Genomic DNA, 22899 nt, shown 5'->3' with positions numbered 1-22899 from the left:
TCATTATATGAATAAAACTAAACTATAATTTTTTGCAATTTTTTTACAGAATTGGTGACAACGCTGTCATTTTTAGTGTTATAGTGGATTTGTGAATTTTTGAACAATTCACCATAGGTATTTAGACGTCTAGACATTGATAATAAATAAATAGAATCGTAATATTGAGTAAAGCTGAGATTTACTCACTTCAAATATGAGAACTGTTGATAATGATTGATATAAAGCACCTAAAAACTATCTCCACCTTGAAAGAAACTGGTTCTCTTGTGAATACAGCACGAGAGCTTTTCCTGACTCAATCTGCTTTATCTCATCAGATCAAAGATCTCGAGAGCAAACTTGACTGTCAACTATTCGAGCGAAAGACCCAACCGGTGCGATTTACACCTCAAGGTATGTTGTTGCTAGAACTTGCAAATGAGGTATTGCCAAAAGTTGAAGCTACTAAATGCCGTCTAAAAGAGAGCCTGAATCAACCGATTTCACAGCTAAGGCTCAGCGTCGAATGCCATGCTTGTTTTCACTGGCTATTGCCCACGATAAAAGAGTTCAATACGTTTTGGCCTGATATTAAAGTGGATTACGAGCGTGGATTTAGCTACGACGCAATTCCAGATCTCATGGATGATGAACTTGACTTGGTACTTACCTCTGATATTCGTGAACCAGAAAAACTAGAGTATGCGCATTTATTCGACTTTAAGTTAAAGTTAATTGTCGCACCAGATCATGAGCTTGCCAAAAAAGCCTATGTGACCGCACTAGATTTAAAAGATGAAACTATCATTTCTTATCCCATACCTCGTGAAAGGCAAGATATTTTTAAGCACTTTATTCAAAACGCTCGCTTTGACGGTACACTCAAAAACGTAGATCAAGGACTACTTATTTTTCAGCTTGTTAGTGCTGGAATGGGAGTTGCCGCGTTACCTGATTGGTTGGTAACGCCCTACGAAAGTCAGGGGCTAATTAAGTCAATTCCACTTGGTGCGCTTGGACTGAGCCGCCCAATGTATTTGGCCATGAAAAAAAGCATGAAAGACAATCCTGTATATCGGCACTTTTTGAACACATGCAGAAAAACAACCGCACGATAAATAGTTGCGCGCTCGTTTGCTTTTTTGCTCTGTCATAGCGGTCGAAAGTCTCGTAGCCGTAGCTGGGCGTTTTTAAATAGGCGCAGAAGCGACGGCTGTAAATATGATGTGATTGATTTCTAGAACCCTCTTCTCATGCTAGCATACCTTCAAGTTACACATGCTAGCACAAGGATTTTCCATGTTTGAAATGAAAAAGGTTCTCGGTCAACTACTCATGCCATTACCTTTGTCTTTAATTCTGTTGATGGGCTTATTGCTGTTTGTCGCAAAAACTCGAAAAGCACCATACATTTTTTGTTGGCTGAGCTTACTGTCTATTTGGAGTTTATCTACTCCTTATGTAGCACAGAAAATTATCGAGACAGATGCTCAAATGCTCACCGCGTTTGACCCAAGAAAACATCAAAGTATCGACAAAATTGTCGTGCTGGGTTGCGATTTATATCCAAATCAATCATTACCTAGTAATGCACAACTTGGCGGTTGTAGCCTTGCTCGCTTAGTTGAAGGTGTGCGTTTAGCGAATCTCTACCCTAGTGCACACCTATTTGTTTCAGGGTATGGCTATGGTCATGCCACTAGCGCAGGGTTAATGGCCAAGACAGCTCAAAGCCTAGGTATTGCAACTTCGAGGATAAAACAGAACCCAAATCCAAAAGACACCGCCGACGAAGCCAAAATGCTCGCACCTATGTTAATTGATTACAATGTAGCACTTGTCACCTCAGCTACACATATGCAACGAGCGATGGATCTTTTCAACGCTCAAGGGGTTGAGACCATCCCTGCACCTACAGAATTTTATAATTTTGCTCAGCATCCATGGAGTCGACAGTTTATCGCCAACCATACAGCACTCGAAGTCGTAACTAGAGTTTGGCATGAACAGGTTGGCAAAGTATGGATAGCTATTCGTCGCGCGATTGACCCAGAAGCACTCTAAATGACGAAAAAGACAACAAAACAAGGCTAAATTCCGATAAATTGGCGCTGAAAAACGTAAAAAATTGAAAATTTACGCAAATATGGGTATAAATAGAGTTTAATCTTAACCCGCGTATCCGCGTACAACACGACTAGGATCTACGATGAGTAAACTAGATAAAACTGAAGTACTAAGCGCTTTCGAAGCTGCGTACGAAGCTGCACATGGCAAAAAGCCTGAAATCACTGCGAAACCAGGTTGGTATAGCATCGATGGCGGCAAAAACATGCGCCTTGCAGAGGTAGCGGCATTAACCGAAGAGCTAACTTCAGGGTCAGCTGTAGCAAGTGAGACAACGCAGGCGCCTGCTAAAAAAGCGAAAACGACTAAAAAGGCCCCTAAAGCAGCTGTAAAATCAGTAAGCTTTGCTGTCGTTAAAGAAAACGAAGAAGGCTTTAAAGCGGAAGAACAGTGGATTGCAGAGCTTGCTGCAAAAGACCATGACTGCCGCCTACCTCGTGGTGTTGTGTAACTGGCTTACACTTATCATGAATAAAAAAACCTCGCTCTGTCGAGGTTTTTTTATATCTGTAACAGTAAAGTAGATTTACTCTTTCAAATTGAGCAAATATTAAGTCTAATAGATGTGAGTATTAAGACTAATCGGAATTACACCTTAAAAACGGAAACTTGCTTATTAAGGTGCTCCGATAAAGTCTGAAGATGGTTGCTGACATCAGCATTACTTTTTGCACTGTTGGTAATTTCAGAGATGCTACTGCTGAAATCGTTAATATTCTCACTAATTTCGGCAACCACCGTGGTCTGCTCTTCTGTAGCAGTCGAAACCTGAATATTCATACCAACAATTTCATCTACCGCTTGATTAATCTCTGCCATGAGTTTTGCTGACTCATTGGCTCGATTGACTCCTGATGCTGCACTACTTTGTGCTCCTTCCATTGAAGATACTGCGTGTTGCGCTGTACCTTGCAGCTTTGAGATCATCTCTCTTATAGATTCAGTCGCTTTTTGAGTGTTATGTGCAAGCTGCCTCACTTCATCAGCCACCACAGCAAATCCACGGCCTGATTCACCTGCCCTAGCCGCTTCAATCGCTGCATTTAATGCCAGTAAATTGGTTTGTTCTGCGACGCCTTGGATCATTAATACCACTTGATTGATTTCGTTTGATTGATCATTCAGTGCCTTTATTAGTTGTGCATTGTCTCCAACTTCACCAGCAAGCTTTTCGATGGTTTGAATATTTTGTGAGATAACCCCAACACCTTGTTTTGCCAACTCTCCTGAGACTTCAGCTTTATTCGCCGTGTTCATTGCACTGTGTGCAACCTCTTGAATAGCACTGCTCATTTGAGTGGTCGCGGTTGCAATCATTACCGTTTGTTGTTCCTGCTGCTGCGATGTCCCTACCATAGATTGACTGATTGTGTTCAGTTCACAAGCCGTCTTGGACAAACTATTTACCATAGTGACTAAACTTTTAACTAAGTCATGTAAGCTGGAAATCATACTGTTAAAGTCGCGCCCAATTTCACTCAATTCATCGTTTCCTTCAACAATGACCCTCTGAGTCAAATCGGCATCCCTGGCAATGTTGCCTATGCGCATCCGTAGCCGCGTAAGTGGCTTATTAATGGATTTAAAAATCAGCATTCCTATCGTTAACATCATAACAATAATGGCAACGGAGGAGATGAGCATAGCGGCCTTTGTGGCATCCGCTTCAGCACGTCCCATACTACGTAAACTATTTGCTTCTGTGAGCTGTAGTTCAATTAACGCATTATAGCTTTCACTTAATGGATCAAAAGCTGCGTACAAGTCATGGATAAATACATCATAGGGGATTGAGTTAAAGGTGTTTGCTCTGACCCTTGCGATGTAATCGTCGAGTAATCTCTCAACCACTCGCTCTGCCTTTTCAGACGCACTAACTAAATCTCGCTCCTGCTTTGTTAATCCTGTTTGAAGGTAGTTTTTCCATTCACCCTGCGCCGTATTTTTAGCTGCTTCTATTTGTTCAAGCGCGGCGCGGTCAGACAGTTGTTGGCCCCTTAACTTATGAAAGGTATCCACAATCACGACCGCGTAATTATCAGAAACCACTTTTATCTGCTTTAATGGCACAACTCTATCGTCATATATGCGGTCAATGTAACTGGTTAGGTTTGAAAGGGTAGCGATTGTAAAAATGGTGGCAAATATAAAAAATATAGCGGGAATGCCTGAAAGCGACAACAACCTGCTTTTGACTGAGAAGCTATTTAACATCGACTTTTTCTTATTGGGCAATACTAAGTTTTAGTATTACCCAATACTTTATTATTTCAAGAAAGAATGTAATTTAAACAATGTAGAATTGATTAAGGTCATTACACAGTGTTTTGATCAATTCTAATGAACACTTTTCTGAAAGAGTTTTTATATTCTATTGATGACTGAGCATTACTAGCTAAATGCGCCTTTCTAGAGTGTAATATTTCATATATCCACGGGCTGGTTGAGTCCCTTTTAACAAAAATTCACGTTTCTAGCTGCCTAAGGCACTGCCACGTCTAGTGCATGCTTGTGGATCTTAATTTCAATGTCTTTTGCACTTAATATTTCGCCATCGAGTGCATAATGCTGATCCGTCGCAAATGCGATATTTATTTTTTCACATTGAGCTGTGCGTATATTAGATGATGAGTCATCTAATTTTGGAAGAATGAGCTCAGCGACAGTTAAATTCTGAGCGCCTGAGGGCTCAGCAGGTAAAATGGTAACATCTAACAGACCATCATCGTAAATAGGCTCGCCATGACCCTGAGCGAGTATTGTCGTTTTTGGCGCGGCATTAGCGACGACTAAACTAACACACTTCATCGCAAAGTGCTCACCATCATCAAAACTTACTTGACATTCAAAGGGTTTATTTTCGCTGACGGCTTGCCACAAACCACGAATGTACGCCAGTTGACCCGAGTGATTCTTTTCCTCGCGGCTTGCTCTTTCGATCATTTCCTGACCAAAACCAACTGCAGCAACTAATAGGGCGGCTCTGCCATTACAGTGCATGATATCAATCGCTTTGGTTTTGCCCGCTAAAATGGCTTCACACGATTGATTAATAGGGTCAAGCTTTGACATCGGACCAAGTAACACGGTTGCCAAAGAATTTGCGGTGCCAAGTGGTAGAATGCCAAACAAGGTATCTTGTTGATATATACCATGAGCGACACTGGCTAATGTTCCATCTCCGCCGCCTGCAATAACAATGTGGGGTTGAACCTGTGACACCAAATGTTGGGCAAGCACTGAAACATCAGTGTCTTTTTCTGTAAGACTAATCGACAGGCGATATTTTTCAGTCAGCATGCCAACTATCTCATTTTCGTATTCAGACCATTTTCCTGAGCCCGATACAGGGTTAACAATTAACACTGCACTTAACTCATGAGAGAAGTTTTTGTTTTGATGGAGCTTTGTCAGCCCTTTTAGTTGCTGCTTGTTTAATCGCGCAGTTTCCCGTTGGTTTTGAATTTTTTCTAAAGCTTCACGAACGCTATATTGTGGGTTGGTCAACAACAAATATGCCGTACAAAAAAACACTGAGCGGCCACGACCAAGCGCACAATGCACCACAACTTTACGATTGAGTTTATGTTGCGCCTCTATCCATGCCATTGCGTGAGCTAATTGCTCTGGTGTTGGTATTTGATGATCGAGCACAGGGATATTTAAGTAGTGTAACCCTTGTTGCTCTGCCGACCAGTTTAAGCCGTCGAATTCGGCTGTTACATCTAAAATTGCTTCTATACCCTCTGCTTTGAGCATATCCACATCACTTGGGAAAAGTCGACAAGCAACAAAAAGATCTTCTGTTAGCGGTTGAAATGTATCTACAACATCCCTGCCGCGCTCTATTGCATTATACAAGTGCACAAAACCAAGGTAAGGCCAGAAAAGCCAAGTGATATACCATGGAATAGTTCCTGTTCCATGCTTTCTAAATATATGTGGATAGTTCGTCGCATAAGCAAAAGTGACTAACGACACTGACACAGTAAACCAAGCTAATGGTAGCATTAGCCATGATCCCAAACTGTATATTGTCAGCGCAGCCAGTACGCAGCTAGCTAACAAATAGTACTTGAGCATTTTCATTGCCTTTCCTTAATTATTTTTTATAGCGCTCAGCTTGTTCTGATCACGCTTCAGGGTTCTGTAATACACTCTCGTAATTAAACCTTAGTATATATATTCATATATTAATCCACGCTGATAAAAAGTTTTTTCCATTATAATCATAGCCATAAAAGCAAATTCACACGTTATCCTTGCTCAACCATTTACACCTAATAATACTTTCAGCACGACTTATGCAAAATTGTGTACATAACTATTCAGCAGACGTTAATCCATAAAAATTTCTAATGCGATAATTATAAAATTTATCAGTTGAATGAAGCATTATTGATCACCATAATGGCGATCCTTTAGACATATTTGGAGAACCAAACAGACAATGGCAAACGAGCTCGACTGGCTACTTAACTTAGTATTACTGACTTTAGGTTTTGGTGCCTTTTTTATTAACCATAAAACGCTACTAAGAGTAGCTGCTGTGTGCGCATGTGGCGTACTTTTTATCTCGTTTAGCCTTGATCTGATGAACACTAGTGTGATTTCTAACCTTAGCCTGATTCTGATAAATACATTTTATCTTTTTAAAGTCTATACTTTCGGTCAACTAGAAGTTCACTAGTTCCTAGCGACTAGTTCCCAGCGACTAGTTCCCAGCGACTAGTTCCATAATTTAATTTGGTGCGCTAAAATCATGGCTATCATTGCTTGTTAATGGAGAAGCAGTATGGCCATGACTGATGAAGAGCTATTTTTGGCATCCATGGGCGACGTAACTCCGCTCGCCCAAGATAAAAAAGCACAACTGCGCCGTATCAAAAACGAACCTACCATTTCACAACTCGCAAAACGAAAGGCAGCAGAGCAAGAACTTGAGTTCGATCCCAACTACCTCTCTACAGAATATGTTGATCTTCTCGACCCTCATGACCTGCTCGCATTCAAAAAAAGTGGGGTGCAGGATGGGGTTTATAAAAATCTTAGATTAGGTAAGTACCAAATTGATGCGACTTTAGATCTACATGGCAAGCCATTTCATGAGGCTCGCCAAGCTTTATTTAATTTCGTTACTGACTGTCATGCGAAAAGCATTCGAGTGTTATTGATAAGACACGGGATCGGTTTAAACAGCAAGCCATTTCCAGCCGTATTAAAGAGCTACACCAGCAAATGGCTGCAAGAAATTCCACAAGTGCTGGCCTTTCATTCTGCTTTAAAATGTCACGGCGGCAGTGGTTCTACTTATGTACTACTCAGAAAGAGCGACGAAAAGAAACAAGAAAACAGAGAGCGTCACGCCAAGCGCTAAAGCCCAAATAGCCGAAGTGCTTAGGCTATTTGCCTCTGAGACAGATGCTGTTCCTCATCTCTGTCATTTTCCCAAGGTAACAGTCTCTCTTTGAAGCTCACTGGCACCTGCTTGATTAAACCACGCAGATACCCCTAACAAAATAACCGAAACGACGACTATTGATAGTTTCGCGCCACCTTGACTTTGCTTCATGGACTAGACCTTTTTATTATTGTTTTTTTGTTAAATTAATGCATCATTCATAAACTCTCAAGATGTTTTTTTATACAGTATTATCCGTGCCTTCAAGCTCTCTAGTAGCCCTTTTTCTTTTGCACTATGTGCATTAACTCCCTACCCTCTGTCATCGCAAGATAGTTATTTGCAATTTGCAGTGCAGCTGTAGATAAACTTGTTAATGCAGCAACGTGAGGGGTCACGGTAATGTTAGGATGTGACCAAAAAGCATGCCCTGTTGGCAAAGGCTCTGTTTCAAATACGTCTAAAACAGCTCCACCAAAAGTCTCTTGAGTGATAGCTGTAAGTAAATCCGCCTCATTTAAGTGCAGACCTCGAGCAACGTTAATTAGTACGCAATGAGCAGGAGAGGCAGCAAAAACTTTGGCATTGAGGATACCTTTTGTTTGTTCCGTAAGTGGCAATAAACAGACGAGATAATCTAAGTCCTGTAAAAATGCGCCAAGCTCAGCGTCACCGCAAAAGTGTATTATCCCTTCAAGGCTTTTCACCGAGTTCGACCACCCCTTTACGGTAAATCGATTAGCATTCAGTTTATCAGCCACAGCTAAGCCAAGCTGACCCATTCCCATAATACCTACCGTTCTGCCTGACTTGGCTCTACGGGGCTTCCACGCTTGTTGAGCCTGTTGCTTAAGATACATATTGATACCGAGTTTGTGACTCAAAATGTGACCAAGCACATATTCGGCCATATCATCAGCTAGGTTTGGATCAACAATACGTGCAACCTCTACGTGCGGTGGTAATAGTTGTACCGGAATACTATCAATGCCTGCACCATAGGAATGCACCACTTTTAGATTAGGCAGCTGCGACCATAATGCCTCAGGCGCATTCCATGCCAACACAAACTCAACCTTCGCTAGTAAGCTTGCATCATCAACAGGCCATTGGAGTATCGTTTGTTTTGGCAAAAGCTCGCTCAGTTTAGCGATTAATTTGTCATTGTTGCGTCCAGTAACACAGATAAGTAAAGCCATATGATTCCTTTTTGTTATTACACACTATCACTGCAAAGTAAATGACATACCAATGCAACATGCTTGTCATTAATAGTTTTTACTCTTGCAAAAAAGCGCCAACAGGTGATGAAAAATGATCAGTGTAGATAAAGTCATTGAAGCAAATCTTCCGCAACTTGAAAACTCCCCTAAGGTAAAAGGTTTAGTAAAAAAAGGACTTGGTTACTTATTACATGAGCAAGAATTTGTCGCTTTTGCCGACACATACCCTCACCTTGAGGGTCTCGAGTTCGTTGAACAAGTCCTCGATGAATTAGATTTCGATGCTCGCTTTAAACCAAAGCAAATTGAGCACATTCCCAGCGAAGGCGCTGTCGTAATAGTTGCAAATCATCCGATTGGCTCTTTGGATGCCCTTGCCCTAATAAAAGTACTTGCGCAGATACGGCCAGATCTTAAAGTGGTTGCAAATCGTATGCTGATGTCAGTTACACCAATGCACCCCCTACTCTTGCCCGTGGATAACCTCTCTGGTGCCAGTAAAAAGCAAGAACTTGCAAATATCCAAAACCACCTAAAGTCTGAAGGGGCACTTCTTATTTTCCCTGCAGGAGAAGTTTCTCGTTTGAGCCCAACAGGCATTAAAGACTGTAAGTGGAACTCAGGCTTTCTGCGCATGGCTAAAAAAGCCAATTGTCCCATTTTACCTATTTTTATTAAAGCTAAAAACAGCCCGCTGTTTTACGGCACAAGCATGATTTATAAGCCTTTAGCCAGCTTACTACTGGTAAAAGAGATGTTTAAACAAAGGCAAAAGTCATTAGAATTTGAAATAGGTGCAAGCATCCCCCCTGAGTCTTACCTAATTGACAATCTCAAAGACAAAGAAATTGTCGCACTGATCCGTAAGCAGCTTTATCGGCTAGCGAGTAAAAAGCCCCTTCCACTCAAAACTCAAACACCGATTGCGATGCCAGAAAATCGTAAAGAGCTTAAAAAGGCGGTGGAAGCCTGTGAATGTATAGGAGAAACCCCCGACGGGATGCAAATATATGTCTATCGCTATACTGGTAGCTCAGTGGTATTTAGGGAACTCGGGCGCTTAAGAGAAATCGCGTTCAGAGCAGTAGGAGAAGGGAGTGGAAATCGTCGTGATATCGATAAATACGATATGCACTACCACCACTTGTTGTTATGGGATACAAAACAACTCGAACTCGTTGGTGCTTATCGCCTTGCCAGCGCTAAACACGTTATAGAAGAGCATGGTCAAGCAGGACTTTATACAGACAGTCTATTCTCATATAGCGAAGCCATGACTCCTTATTTTGAAAAAGGGCTAGAGCTTGGTCGCAGTTTTGTACAGCCAAAATATTGGGGACGAAAGAGCTTAGATTATCTTTGGTATGGCATTGGTGCATTTGTTAAGCGTTACCCTGAGCACCGCTACATGTTCGGTGCGGTAAGCTTATCAAATGCGTTACCTGATGAAGCCAAAGCGATGCTAGTATATCACTACCAACATTACTTCTGCAATTTAGAGGGCATCGCCACGCCTAACAATGAGATGAAACTAACTAGCGATCAACTTACACGCTATCAGCAAATATTTTGTGGCAGTGATATTAAAGAGGACTTTGCTGAACTCAAACATATTCTCGCGAATATGGGCGCGCAAGTACCGACCTTGTTTAAACAGTATACTGAGCTCTGCGAAGCGCAAGGGGTCAACTTTCTGAGCTTTAGTATAGATCCAGATTTTAATAACTGTATCGATGGTCTGGTACTCGTTGACTTAGCTAAATTGAAAGAGCAAAAAGCGAAACGCTACCTAGGCGACAACCCTTACGGTTAACCCCAAAAACGTTGGTCCTATGCAATAAAGGTCGCTACACTGCGGTCTTTATTGTCGTATGTTGTTATCATGGGATCATATATATGCTCAAACTACTTGGCCAAGCTTTCGTCATTGTGCTGGTGTTTTTCGCCGTTTCAACCTACCAAGAAAGAAACATGCTGCCCGACTCAGGGGCGCAAACGGCACCGCCATTTCATCTTCCCATGTTGCAATCCAAGCAAACTTACTCCTCAATTCAACTCAAAGGGCAACAAAGCGTCGTGTATTTTTTTGCACCTTGGTGTGGCGTATGTCGGGTGAGCATGCCGAATATTGACAAATTACATCAGCAAGGCAAAGTCAAAGCGGTGGCGATTGCACTGGATTATCGCTCGACTGAAGAAGTAACAAAGTTTGTCAGCGACCTACAATTAGAGATGCCCGTGTTACTCGGTGATCAGGCCGCAGCAACAGACTATAAAGTACAGGCTTACCCTACGTATTATGTACTTGATGAAAATTTCATGATCACCGAGCGCTCGGTTGGCTACTCCTCTGAGATAGGGATCCGAGCGAGATTGTAAGAAACTGCGGCAAACCTCTTACAGTTAATTACAACTCTCTGAAGCTAATCAACATTTATTTCATTTAGGCTAAAGCACATCTTAACAAAGGATGAATAGGAAGCCTACCATGCGCCATGCGCCACACTTTACGCTCAGCAAAATTTCACTCCTGGTGCTCTGCACTACCCTCGCAAATAGTGCGGTAGCACAGGAAAATAAAATTGAACACATTGAAGTTATCTACAAACGCAGCTCCGTTATTTCAGAAATTACCGAAGATGCACAAAAACTTGTCGATATGCCAGGAGCCATGGGCGACCCTCTCAGGGCAGCATTTGCCTTACCTGGTGTGGTCGCTGCTGGTGGCTCTATGGGCGCACCTGCGGTGCGGGGCTCTTCACCTGATGATAATATCTTTGAAGTGGACTTTATGCCTGCTGGGTATATTTTTCATGATTTTGGCAGCTCCATTTTCAACCGCAATACTATCCAAGACTTTCAATTAAATTCAGCTGGCTTTGGTACCAGTTACAGTAATGCCACAGGGGCAGTATTTGACGTCACGCTTCGTAACCCAAAATACCAAGATATTGCCACCACACTAGATTTAACCATGTTTAACGCTGGTATCTTCGTTGAGGGTAAAGCAACGGAAAATTCTGCATTCTATGTCTCAGCCAGAAAAAGTACCCTACCGCTTTTTTTCAATGATGGCGAAGAGCTGGAGGACGATGATGGCAAACCGACGGGAGTAATCATTAACGATCCACCTGATGACCACGATTATCAAGCGAAGTGGCTGTGGGATATTAACGCAAATAATTCGGTCACGATAAATATCAATGGTGCAGAGGACTCAGTAGCCGCTGGGTTTTCAGGTGCATCACACCTTGCTCTTAAAACCCCAGAGTACCAAGGTGACGCTCGCTACACTCGCAAATTCAACAGCCAGAACATACTGTGGGATCATTACGCTAAAGATCTACACATTCGTGCTGGGGTGGGGTATCTGAATCATAAAGCCATAATGCGATATGGGCAGCGTGCGACGCTATCTGATGGCTACTTTGAAAATTTTGAAGAAGAGCAGCTCAGCTATAAAATTCGCGCGAATTATAAGCTTAATAAAGAGCATCGCCTAATAGCAGATGCTGGCTATTACGACAAAAAGTCCACTTACCGCTACGACGCTTTTAATTATGTTTGCACCGAGTTTGACCCCGACTGCGACCTAAATAAAGGTGAAAGAATTAAGGGCACATCGAGTGCTGGAACAGATTCTGCCTTTATTGGGCTTAATCACGTTTGGCAGTTTGCCCCAAAATGGCAAAGTGAATTAGGGATAGTAGGCGAATATTATGACTACAGTGATGAGACCATTGTCCATCCACGTCTTGCGCTCAATTACTTCTATAACGATGACACAGTGATCTCAGCCAAGGCAGGCACCTACAGCCGCATTCAAGACCTTGAATATATTTTGCCTGTAGTTGGTAACCCAGACCTCGAAGCCCAACGTTCAACGCACTATACCTTAGGCTTCAAGCAGGAACTTAAAGATGAATGGTCATACTCCATTGAGACCTATTATAAGACCATGGACGACCTGCCTAAAAGTGCTCCTTTATCTCAAGTAAACTACATCAATGGGACTTCCGGTACAGCCTACGGTGTTGATTTTATTGTTAACAAAAACAAAACCGATGACTGGTATGGTTGGGTTGCTGTCAGTCTCGCAAAAAGTGAGCGTGAGGATGAGTTAACCGGCATTAAGCGTGACTACTATGCCGATACCCCTTTTATTCTGAATGCCGTGCTTCACTATGACTTTGGCGAAAAGTGGTCTGGAGGCTTTAACTTTACCGCACGCAGCGGTCAAGCCTACACCCCGATTGTGGGAGTAAAAGAGAACCCTGAATTTGCGAACCGCTATTTGCCCGTGTATGGCGACCCATTTTCAGAGCGCTTTGACACTTATCACCGCCTCGATATTCGCTTTGAGCGTAAAACGACATTATTTGGCCTTGATGGCAAACTCATCTTAGAGCTGATGAACGCATACGGACAAGACAACACGGCCTATGTCGACCTTGACTATGACAAAGTTAATTCAGTCAACGACTTAGTAATCGAAGAGGAAAATGATGACTTTGAAATGCGCCCCTCTATCGGCTTTAGCGTAACATTTTAACTTGCCACAGGCGCACAAGCCCTGCATGATCGCTTTTATTTTTACAATGAGAGTCTTTTCATGCCTAAAGCGTGCGCCTATCACATCCTAGTCAAAACCGAAAAAGAGTGTTTAGCGATTAAAGCCAAACTTGCCAAAGGTGCTGACTTTGGCAAGTTGGCTAAACAACATTCTCTCTGCCCTTCAAAAAAGCGTGGTGGTGACCTAGGCGAGTTCAATAAAGGAGATATGGTAAAGGCCTTTGACGATGTGGTCTTCAAAAAGCCGTTATTTGAAGTACATGGTCCGGTAAAAACTAAATTTGGTTTTCACCTCATTAAAACGGTTTATAGAAGCTAATCGATTTTTTAGATTAGCACTATCACTTTAATACAATTTACCTTCAGGATGCTTCCTCTATACTGTAGTCATTCAATTAGAGGAGAAAGAATATGTTTACTGTTATTTTTGGTCGTGAAGGTTGCCCTTTTTGCGTTCGAGCTAAAGAAGTTGCAGAACGATTAACACAAGAACGCGATGATTTTAACTTCCGCTATGTCGACATTATTAAAGAAGGCGTGAGCAAAGCCGACTTAGAGAAGTCAGCTGGTAAACCTTGCCCCACTGTACCTCAAATATTTATCGATCAAAATCATATCGGTGGCTTTACTGAGTTTGAAGCATACGCAAAAGCCAATTTAGGCCTTTATCAATAAACTTTGCAAACTCAACAAGGTTAAATTTTAACCAATATCAGTCACATATAAAATAGTGTGATTTTATGCAAGCATTTGCTATGGCTTTCCTGTACAATGCGCGCCTCTTTAAAATAGTTGAGGCGCATTAATGTCAGAACCAGTTACGTTTGAATCTTTAGACCTTTCTCCTGCAATCTTAAAAGCAGTCGAAGAGCAAGGATATAAAACACCTTCTGAGATCCAAGCTCAATGTATACCGTTATTGCTAGAAAGAAAAGACGTACTGGGACTAGCGCAGACGGGTACAGGTAAAACGGCAGCATTTGCACTGCCATTGTTAAACCAAATAGACGCATCCGTTAAACAACCGCAAATTCTTGTGCTTACGCCGACGCGTGAGCTGGCTATTCAAGTTGCTGAAGCATTTCAGCAATATGCTAAATATACTAAAGGCGTTGAAGTACTCGCGCTTTATGGTGGTCAAAGCTATGGCATTCAGCTAAGTGCTCTACGTCGTGGTGCCCAAATTATTGTGGCTACACCAGGCCGTTTGATTGACCACATCAACCGCAAGACCATTGACCTTTCAGGTCTTAATGCGCTTGTACTTGATGAAGCAGATGAAATGCTACGCATGGGCTTTATCGATGATGTTGAAAGCATCATGGAAAAAACACCAGAAGAGAAGCAAACTTGTTTGTTCTCTGCGACTATGCCTAAGCAGATCCAATCAATCTGTAATAAGTATTTAGACAACGCCGAACAAGTTAAGATCACTCCGCGTAACTCTACAGTATCTACGATCGAGCAAGTTTACTGGCGTGCAACAGCACACAAGAACAAAGCAATCGTACGTTTCTTAGAAGCGGAAGATTACGACGGTGCTATCGTGTTCGTACGTACACGTAATGACACTGTTCAGCTTGCAGAGTTACTAGAGCGTGAAGGTTTCTCAGCGGCACCGCTTAATGGTGACATGAACCAACAAGCACGTGAACGCACAGTAGACCGCCTTAAAAATGGCTTACTGGATATCGTTATCGCAACTGACGTTGCTGCACGTGGCCTTGACGTAGAGCGTCTAAGCCTTGTTGTTAACTACGATATCCCACAAGACTGTGAAGCTTATGTTCACCGTATTGGTCGTACAGGCCGTGCTGGTCGCCAAGGTAAGGCAATCTTGTTCGTTAAGAACAACGAGCGCTATTTACTTAAGAACATCATGCGTCATACTCGCTCAGATATCGCACAGGTTGAATTACCAAGTGCAAAAGTGGTTGAAGAAAAGCGCATTGGCGCACTAGAAACTAAGATTTCTGCAGCGCTTGAGCACAAAGACATTGAGTTCTTCTCAAAAGTGGCTTCAGACCTTGCTCAAAAGCTAGAGCTGAGCCAAGAAGACTTAGCAGCAGCGCTATTGTGTCTTGCACAGCAACAGACACCACTAAAAGTTGAAGATATTCAAATTCAACAACGTGAGCGTAGAGAGCGCGATGATCGTCGCGGCGACCGCCGAGATAGAGACGGTAACCGTGGCGAGCGTGGTGAACGCAAATCTCGTAGCCGTGATCGCGCAGCAGGCCCTATGGACACTTACCGTATCGAAGTGGGTCGTGAGCATGGTGTTCAAGTTAAGAACATTGTTGGTGCTATTGCGAACGAAGCAGATATCTCTAGCAAGTTCATTGGTGAAATCCGTCTGTTCAACGAACACAGTACGGTACAATTACCACAAAACATGCCAGCTGACGTACTTAGCCACTTCAAGAGCGTTCATATTTGCCAACGCCCTATGAACATGACCAAGAGCACCCACCCAGCCGATCAAGGTCAGGGCAGAGGTGAAGAGTCAAGAGATCGTAAGCGCAGCTTCAAAGACCCTCGTAGTAGCGGCGGTGATAAGCGTCGGTCAGAAGGTCAAAGAAGAGACCGACGCGAAAGAAAAGAAATTAGCTTTTCTTAATCGACGCTCTTAAGAAAAACCGCTCAACTGAGCGGTTTTTTTTATTTAATACCAATTTTCTTAATTAAGTGGTCTATTTTGAGGCGAGAAAACCTTGTCGATAACAAGACAAAAATTTTGCTATTTAGTCGTTCTAAATAAGAAATTTTTAACGCTGTTAGCGTCAGATTTACTCCTTCAAATTGAGCAAGTATTAAGTCAAATTGGTATAAGTGCTTTAATATCGTTGCCAGTCCCTTGGCTCAAACTGATAGTAGTCTTTTAACAAATTGTATAGCTCTGGGTTTTCCTGTTTGAGTTTATAGGGTTTTTCAATAAATGTTTCCGTTACCACGGCGAAAAACTCCGCTTCATTTGTTGCACCGTATGAATGAATAGCGTGGGGCATATTGTAGGACAGCTGCATTTTTAAGTGCTGGTACGCCTTCGATAATACCCTGCCCCAATCCTGATAGCTTACCTTTTCTGGCAATATGGGTGTTCCATTGGTTACGCCAGTTTGCTGATCCAATTGATGGGCAAATTCATGAAAGACTAAGTTATGACCATCTTCAGGTAATCTATTTCCCTCAAGTACATCGTGCCAACTCAACACTAAAGTACCTCCAGGCCAAGACTCTCCTTGACGAACCGTTTGATGAAAGCTGACCAAGCCGGCACCATCTCTTGAGGTTTGCGGGGCATAATAGCTACTTGGATATAGTAAAACTTCTTTGACGTTGGGATACAGTGGCCAAGCTTGCTTGAGCACGAGTAAGCACGCATCTGCCGCGATAATTAAACACATCAGCCGTGATACCACTAACCCATCTCTACCAAGTACGCGCTTTTCTCCCAGAAACCAGACAATATGCTTTTCTAACTGCTCACGATCGGCATCTGTCATATTGCGATAGATAGGCATGTACTTTAGTAACACCTGCTTGTCAGAACCACTCAATGCTTGGTTTTGATATTTTTTTTGCCACCTGAATTGCTGAACTTTATCCCAGTTCCAATACAAGAAAACAAATAGAATAAGGCCAGTAATAAGCGCTATTTCTATCATGGTTTTTGGCCATTTTTGAATAAGTCTTCAAAGATAAATTGGTTCCATCACCCGATTTTTCAAGCAAATTTTGTTACTATACCGAAAAATGTAAATAGCCAATAAGTAGTTATGTCCTTACCCATCGAGTCCGTTCAACCTCAATTTACTAAAACCTTAAGGGAACAAAATACTGTTGTTGTCTGCGCCACAACAGGCTCTGGCAAGTCAACTCAACTGCCATTGTGGGCGACAGAGCACGGTAAGGTTTTAGTTATTGAGCCAAGGCGGATCGCCTGCACTTCTCTAGCTGAATATGTCTCGACTCAAAGTGAGTCTAAGCTTGGTGAAAAGGTTGGTTTTGCTATTCGCTTTGAAGGTAAGTTTTCAGAAGATTCACAGGTCATCTACGCAACTCCAGGCGTCGCATTAAGGTGGTTTTTTGATAATAAACTTGCTGATTTTACTGTCGTTATACTGGATGAATTCCATGAAAGACGCTGGGATATGGACTTACTACTGGCCTTGTTAAAGCAAGCACAATCTCATAAATTAATTGTGACGTCTGCCACGTTAAATAGCCAAAAGCTTGCTACCTATTTAGACGCACAGGTTATTGAATCAGGCGGAGTGCTTTACCCTGTCGCCGAGTATTTTAATGCGCCAGAGCCTCGGGCGATGCCTCATAAAGAGCAGCTGGAGCAGCGCGTTTTTAGCGCATGCCAAGAGGCACTGATAAACTGCGACGGCGATATTTTAGTCTTTTTACCGGGCAAAGCCGAGATCCAAGCATGTTTATCAAAAGTGAAATCATTACCCGCTATTGCGATAGGGTTATATAGCGGCTGCAGTCCTAAGGCGCAGCAACTAGCGTTGGCAGCGCATAAGGAGCGCCGTATTATCTTGGCAACCAATGTCGCTGAAACCTCCCTTACTATTCCTAATGTCAATTGCGTAATTGACTCAGGTCTAGAGCGCCGCACACATTTACGCTTAGGCAAAACAGTATTAGGCTTAGATGCCATTGGCAAAGATTCAGCTAAGCAGCGCCTCGGCCGCGCTGGGCGTACACAAGCTGGTATGTGTATTAGGCTATATGGCCAACACGCACCACTTATTGATGCGACTCCCCCAGAAATCCAACGGGGATCTTTGACAGAGCTGGTATTGGCCTCAGGCTGCGCTACTGAGGGTGTCTCATCTTTACACTTTATCGACCCTTTACCTGAACGTTCAGTTGAAGTTGCAACACAGCAGCTCAGAAAACTCGAAGCGATAGACGCGCGTGGTATTGCAACGGAGCTTGGCAAGCAGCTCTACCCACTACCCATCGACTTTGAATTTGGCTATGTCATTAGCAAGTTAAGCAGCAATGCACTGCGTCAAGCCGCAATAGACTTATTCTCGGTGTTATCGGTTCCGGCTCGTGTTTATCAACTCCCAAATGATGCCGAGCGCCAAACAAGATTAAATACCCTTTTTCCTTATGGCTCTGACATAGAAGTCGCTATCTCTGTTGTAAGAGGCGGAGCTGGGGATTTAGTCGATATTACACCTGATGCGCTTCAAGAAGCCCAACAATTTAGTGCTCACTTGCGCAACCACTTTTCCTTGCCATCATTAGATAAGGCTGCAAGTTTCAACCATGATAACTTGCTTCTTGAGTTGGCGAGCTTAATGCCTAACTGGGTATATATTAATAAAAATAATCGCCGCCATGGTTTTAATAATGGACAAAGTGAGGTTGTTCTCTCAAACCATACTCGTATCTGTGAAAATGCAGAAGCAGTACTGGTGCTAGACACATTCTCATTGGCAGGAAAAGGCACTAAACAAGCAAAAACGCTTGCAATGTATAATGCTGCGTTGACGAAAAAGCAGCTCCTTAAAATAGGTATTGGCAACGAAGTTCTGCACGCAGCCTATGTAGATGACAATGTACTTTGGGGCGAATTTATTACCTTTTACGGCGAAGAAGCCTTAGGTCAGACAACAAAGCCTTTGAATACACCTCAGGACACGATTTCGGCATTGGTGATGCTTATCCTAAATAACACACTTTTTATAGGATTAGCCAATCAAATAGAATTGAAAATCAGCTACACCCAATTATTTTATCAATACCATAGCCGCGATATATCACTTCCCACCGTTGAAGGGTTTCTGCACCAAAAATTAAATATACTGGGTATCGAAAGTTATGAAGATATTGCTCTCATTGACGAGCAAGATTTACAGTTCGATGAGGTTGAGTCGTGGGAGTTAGACCCATTTATAGACAGATTTCCGTTATTCTGGTCCATTCCAGAGCTGAGCATGTCGGTCAACTATAACTTTAAAGGAAAAAGGATAGAGTTAACATATATCCGTGGCGCAAGAAAAGATGCACCTAAAAAGTGGGAGTTGCCAGCTTGGAGTGGCTTTAAAATCCGTTATAGAAGAGCCAGCAAGGTCGTTGATGTTATTTAGCTTTTCATAGTCAGCAAGTCTTGTAGTAGCATCAGAGTAAGGAAGGTAGCAGATACTGTTCCTGTAAAAAAGAAAGCGACTAAATCAATTAGTCGCTTTGCTGATATGAAGCTCAATCAATGATTAGCTTTCAAATATTAAAACTGGTATGAAGCACTCAAAGATAATGTACGTCCATAGATATCAAAGAATTCACCGTCATCAAAAGTGAGTGGTGTTCTCGGAGGCTCTACATCGAACAAGTTCTTAATACGAGCAGTTACTGTTAAGTCTTCAGTAATATCAACACCAGCACGCAACTCAACACGTGTGTAAGATGATACATCGTTGTAATTGTTAGTTTCTACCGTCCAGTCATTGCGGTCATTAACTGTGGATGAACGGTAGTTTACTGTCGCACCTACAAAGTAACTGTCTGCTTGATACTTCACATTTAAGCGACCTTTAACGCGAGGAGTATCCACCTCACCCGTATAGTTACGATAATCCTCTAAACGGCCAGTGGTGTTTTCATCAGAAAGAATATTATAGGTTGCTGTCAACCCTGCTACGATTTCTCCACCGAATGCATCAAAGCGATACTGTGATTCAAAGTCGATACCCTTTCGATTGATTACTGCAGCATTAAGTGTTCTTTGATAGAACTCAGTAATTTCACGTGTATTTGGATCACGGATCACATTAGGGCAGAACGGGTTATCCAGCGACTCTGACTCATAACAGAGTTCAATAACTTCTTCATCAAAGCTTTGCAATGCACCTGTAATTTCAAATTCCCAGTAGTCTAATGTAATATCAAAACCTTCTAGCTGACTCGGTGAATATGCAAATCCGATAGTTAAGTCATGAGATACTTCGTTTTCTAAGTCTGGGTTACCATCTATATAGCCAACTAATGAACCAGCTGTTCTCCATTCTTGAGAAGGTTGGAAGTCAACTGGTACACCATCAGCTGCGCAGTTTCTCTTGATATTTTCAATATAACGAGAAGCTGAGTTGCTGATAGACTCTGCTGTACAAACATCAATACGAGTACCATATGTAGTCGACTTGTTAGTAAATAGCTGCCCTAAATTTGGCGCACGAACAGATTTAGAGCGAGTGCCTCGGAACGAAAGCTCATCATTCACCGAGTAATTGAGACCTAATTTCCAAGCATTATCACTACCTGTTACTGAATAATCCATGTAACGGTATGCCGTTTCAAAAGTCAGATCTTGGATGTAGTTTACATCTGCAATTAGAGGTACAGATAACTCAATGGACGCTTCGGTTACCGAGATGTCAGCAAGAAATGGTTGGCTTGAATTGTTAAAAATCGTGCCAGCTTGCATGTTTTCACTTGGATTAGTTTCAGATTCATTTTTTCTACGCTCTAATGAAATCGCAGTAGCTAGAGGACCTGCAGGTAGCTCATATATGGTTCCGTCAACGGTAACACCTGCTGAATACATCTCAGCACTTCTTACGTTAGAGGCTTCTGTTAGAATATAGTTAGCTTGATCAGCCGATAGGTCTTGGATGTTCATTACATTTAGAGGCGTACAACCAGCAAGTGCACCAACAACGTTGCCTTCATCATCTCTGTCCGCACAAACCACATTTCCTTCAAATAGAACGGCGTCTACTGCGTTGGCTAAATTTTGTGTAAAAACTTCACCTTTCCAGACCGACTCGTTTTCATTTTTTCCGTACTGGATATAAGCCGTATAAGCCCAATTGTCAGTAATAAAGCCATCCACACCTACGCTTAAGTTGATAGACTCACGATCTTGTGTAAACTCACGATTACCAAGTTTATCTGACATCTGATACAGAGTTACCTGTGAAACCGGAGAAACTTCACCGTCTGCATTTGTGTAATTATCAAGCAAGTCTTTCATATCTTGCTTCATGTACGCATTGTCACGACGGATCGTGTGTCTGTGGAATGATGGAGATGACTCTGTTGCAGATTCAGACGCACCATAAAACACTGATGCTGTAAGTCTATGTTCATCAGCAAAACGATACTCAAAATTAGTACCAAAAGTGATTCTCTCCAATGGTGTGTTGAAGAAATCACGATTACCATGAGCGATTCCATCACCTAGAAGCTCATCAGTTTGAATATAGTTCAATACTGGGTTATTTGTATCAAAGTCAGGTAAACGACCTGCTCCATAATCGAAGTTTCTGATGTTGCCATTGCCGTCAAACGTATAGTTTCTATTATCTATGGTATCTGCATTGAAAGGGCCTAGCAAAAAGTTACCTTGGCTTGCATATAAGCCATATCCTTCCCGGCGTTCATGAGAAAGCATGCGAGGTATAAAATCACTGTCCGTTTCGTTAGCTGGATTTCTGTATGACTCAACAGGAGTTCTGAAAAAATCTCTATCCATCTTTGCAAGTGATTTTGCGTCATTGTATTCTAGTGTCGAGATAAAGCTAAAGTCACTTCCCTCATACCCACCAGTAATTGAGATGCTGTCGCGCTCACCACCCGACTGTTGAGGTCGACGAGTGTCCAACTGAACCTTTACGCCATCGAATGAGGTCTTAGTTACAATATTTACAACACCAGCAACTGCATCTGCACCGTAAACAGCAGATGCACCACCAGTGGTCACCTCGATTCTTTCAATCATTGACGCTGGAATATTGTTTAAGTCTACTGCATTACTCGTAGGGCCTGAACCTACAAAGCGGCGACCATCTACAAGTACAAGCGTTCGGCTTGAGCCAAGGTTACGTAGATTATATGTATTTAAGCCACTAGCATAGATAGTGCTTGTTGTAGTTTCCGGTGAGTTACCCACTTCACCTGCTGGTAAATCACGAAGAAGATCGTTTACGTTTGTGATACCCTGAGCAACTAACTGCTCACCGGTTATAACTGTAACTGGCGTAGGAGATGTTAAACCTTGACGCTTAATTTTAGACCCAGTGACTTGAATACGTTCTACTTTGTCAGTTTCTGTATTTTCTTCAGCTGATACAGCTGTGCTTGCCAATGCTGCTGTAGATGCAGCACCAAAAGCAATTGCTAAGCGAACCGCTTTGCTTACTTTATTGTTGAACATGATTGATCCCTGCTTTTATTTTTATAAATAAATTTTTATTAAACAAAGTGTTAAATAAGAACTAACCCATTCTTGTAAGCAAATATTAGAGTTCCAATTTTAGCAACAAGAAAGTACCCATTTTCGCAACTTTTGTTCAATATCCTTTATAATACTTTTATCACTAACATAGGGTCAACAAGCATTTCACAGATTTCAGTACAACTGGCAACCAAAAATCTAAGATGGCACACTAAAATCAAATGAAATCATACTTTTACACGGCTTATAAGAAAATTTAATTTAATAGAAACAAATAATTCCAAAAATCGGAACACTCGCAATATAAAGGAGATCTAAATGACACATAAGCAACACCACAATAAACTTGTAGTGCTAACTTAACTGGTACTTAGTCGATTCTGAATATTGTT

18 protein-coding genes are annotated in these 22899 nt (G+C 42.1%); 12 read left to right on the top strand and 6 right to left on the bottom strand.

Annotated elements, in window-relative coordinates; genetic code table 11:
• Positions 1 to 212 precede the first annotated feature (212 nt).
• The 3 genes from D9603_RS03205 (at position 213) to D9603_RS03195 (ending at position 2560) form a co-directional block, all read left to right on the top strand.
• The gene (locus tag D9603_RS03205; protein ID WP_125252346.1) at positions 213 to 1100 is read left to right on the top strand and encodes a LysR substrate-binding domain-containing protein; all 888 of its coding nucleotides are present in this window, start codon (positions 213 to 215) and stop codon (positions 1098 to 1100) included.
• 181 nt (positions 1101 to 1281) lie between these two features.
• On the top strand, positions 1282 to 2046 hold the full coding sequence (locus tag D9603_RS03200) for an ElyC/SanA/YdcF family protein (protein WP_128730073.1): 765 nt from the start codon (positions 1282 to 1284) through the stop codon (positions 2044 to 2046).
• A gap of 145 nt (positions 2047 to 2191) precedes the next feature.
• Positions 2192 to 2560 carry a hypothetical protein gene (locus D9603_RS03195; RefSeq protein ID WP_125252348.1) on the top strand — a complete coding sequence of 123 codons (369 nt, stop codon included), beginning with the start codon at positions 2192 to 2194 and terminating at the stop codon, positions 2558 to 2560.
• A 137-nt stretch (positions 2561 to 2697) separates the two neighbouring features.
• Here the strand turns inward: D9603_RS03195 and D9603_RS03190 are convergent, their stop codons facing one another.
• Together D9603_RS03190 and D9603_RS03185 are read right to left on the bottom strand one after the other, a co-directional pair.
• Complete coding sequence (locus tag D9603_RS03190; protein ID WP_128730072.1) at positions 2698 to 4323, bottom strand: methyl-accepting chemotaxis protein; 1626 nt, start codon at positions 4321 to 4323, stop codon at positions 2698 to 2700.
• A 267-nt stretch (positions 4324 to 4590) separates the two neighbouring features.
• Positions 4591 to 6198 (bottom strand): diacylglycerol kinase family protein, encoded by a 1608-nt coding sequence (locus D9603_RS03185; RefSeq protein WP_128730070.1) that lies wholly within the window; start codon positions 6196 to 6198, stop codon positions 4591 to 4593.
• Positions 6199 to 6559: 361 nt separating this feature from the next.
• Here D9603_RS03185 and D9603_RS03180 point away from each other — a divergent pair, with 361 nt between their 5' ends.
• Positions 6560 to 6799 carry a hypothetical protein gene (locus D9603_RS03180; RefSeq protein ID WP_088530084.1) on the top strand — a complete coding sequence of 80 codons (240 nt, stop codon included), beginning with the start codon at positions 6560 to 6562 and terminating at the stop codon, positions 6797 to 6799.
• Positions 6800 to 6904: 105 nt separating this feature from the next.
• Positions 6905 to 7486, top strand: coding sequence for a DNA endonuclease SmrA (smrA, locus tag D9603_RS03175; RefSeq protein ID WP_128730068.1), 582 nt, complete (start codon positions 6905 to 6907; stop codon positions 7484 to 7486).
• Positions 7487 to 7549: 63 nt separating this feature from the next.
• Here smrA and D9603_RS22270 read toward each other — a convergent pair whose 3' ends face one another.
• Positions 7550 to 7681: a hypothetical protein gene (locus D9603_RS22270; protein WP_263972618.1), complete on the bottom strand. Its 132-nt coding sequence runs from the start codon at positions 7679 to 7681 to the stop codon at positions 7550 to 7552.
• Between the two features lie 101 nt (positions 7682 to 7782).
• Positions 7783 to 8709 (bottom strand): glyoxylate/hydroxypyruvate reductase A, encoded by a 927-nt coding sequence (locus D9603_RS03170; protein ID WP_128730067.1) that lies wholly within the window; start codon positions 8707 to 8709, stop codon positions 7783 to 7785.
• A 115-nt stretch (positions 8710 to 8824) separates the two neighbouring features.
• Between D9603_RS03170 and D9603_RS03165 the strand changes: the two genes are divergently transcribed.
• The 6 genes from D9603_RS03165 to D9603_RS03140 all read left to right on the top strand — a co-directional run bounded on the left by D9603_RS03165 (position 8825) and on the right by D9603_RS03140 (position 15925).
• Positions 8825 to 10546, top strand: a complete 1722-nt coding sequence (locus D9603_RS03165) for a lysophospholipid acyltransferase family protein (protein ID WP_128730065.1) — start codon at positions 8825 to 8827, stop codon at positions 10544 to 10546.
• A gap of 83 nt (positions 10547 to 10629) precedes the next feature.
• The gene (locus tag D9603_RS03160) at positions 10630 to 11112 is read left to right on the top strand and encodes a TlpA disulfide reductase family protein (RefSeq protein WP_128730064.1); all 483 of its coding nucleotides are present in this window, start codon (positions 10630 to 10632) and stop codon (positions 11110 to 11112) included.
• A gap of 109 nt (positions 11113 to 11221) precedes the next feature.
• Positions 11222 to 13285, top strand: a complete 2064-nt coding sequence (locus D9603_RS03155) for a TonB-dependent receptor (RefSeq protein ID WP_128730062.1) — start codon at positions 11222 to 11224, stop codon at positions 13283 to 13285.
• Between the two features lie 60 nt (positions 13286 to 13345).
• Complete coding sequence (locus tag D9603_RS03150; protein WP_128730060.1) at positions 13346 to 13624, top strand: peptidylprolyl isomerase; 279 nt, start codon at positions 13346 to 13348, stop codon at positions 13622 to 13624.
• Between the two features lie 92 nt (positions 13625 to 13716).
• The gene (locus tag D9603_RS03145; protein WP_128730058.1) at positions 13717 to 13980 is read left to right on the top strand and encodes a GrxA family glutaredoxin; all 264 of its coding nucleotides are present in this window, start codon (positions 13717 to 13719) and stop codon (positions 13978 to 13980) included.
• Positions 13981 to 14110: 130 nt separating this feature from the next.
• Positions 14111 to 15925 carry a DEAD/DEAH box helicase gene (locus tag D9603_RS03140; protein WP_128730057.1) on the top strand — a complete coding sequence of 605 codons (1815 nt, stop codon included), beginning with the start codon at positions 14111 to 14113 and terminating at the stop codon, positions 15923 to 15925.
• A gap of 217 nt (positions 15926 to 16142) precedes the next feature.
• Here the strand turns inward: D9603_RS03140 and D9603_RS03135 are convergent, their stop codons facing one another.
• Positions 16143 to 16973, bottom strand: coding sequence for a M90 family metallopeptidase (locus D9603_RS03135; protein WP_128730055.1), 831 nt, complete (start codon positions 16971 to 16973; stop codon positions 16143 to 16145).
• A gap of 111 nt (positions 16974 to 17084) precedes the next feature.
• Here D9603_RS03135 and D9603_RS03130 point away from each other — a divergent pair, with 111 nt between their 5' ends.
• Positions 17085 to 19421, top strand: a complete 2337-nt coding sequence (locus D9603_RS03130; protein WP_128730053.1) for a DEAD/DEAH box helicase — start codon at positions 17085 to 17087, stop codon at positions 19419 to 19421.
• 137 nt (positions 19422 to 19558) lie between these two features.
• Here D9603_RS03130 and D9603_RS03125 read toward each other — a convergent pair whose 3' ends face one another.
• Positions 19559 to 22486: a TonB-dependent receptor gene (locus D9603_RS03125; protein WP_128730051.1), complete on the bottom strand. Its 2928-nt coding sequence runs from the start codon at positions 22484 to 22486 to the stop codon at positions 19559 to 19561.
• Between the last annotated feature and the right edge of the window lie 413 nt (positions 22487 to 22899).

It is taken from the genome of Pseudoalteromonas sp. PS5 (assembly GCF_004103255.1).
Lineage (GTDB): Bacteria > Pseudomonadota > Gammaproteobacteria > Enterobacterales > Alteromonadaceae > Pseudoalteromonas > Pseudoalteromonas peptidolytica.
The sequence above is the reverse complement of the archived record's forward strand: the minus strand, read 5'-3'. Positions and strand labels throughout refer to the sequence as shown.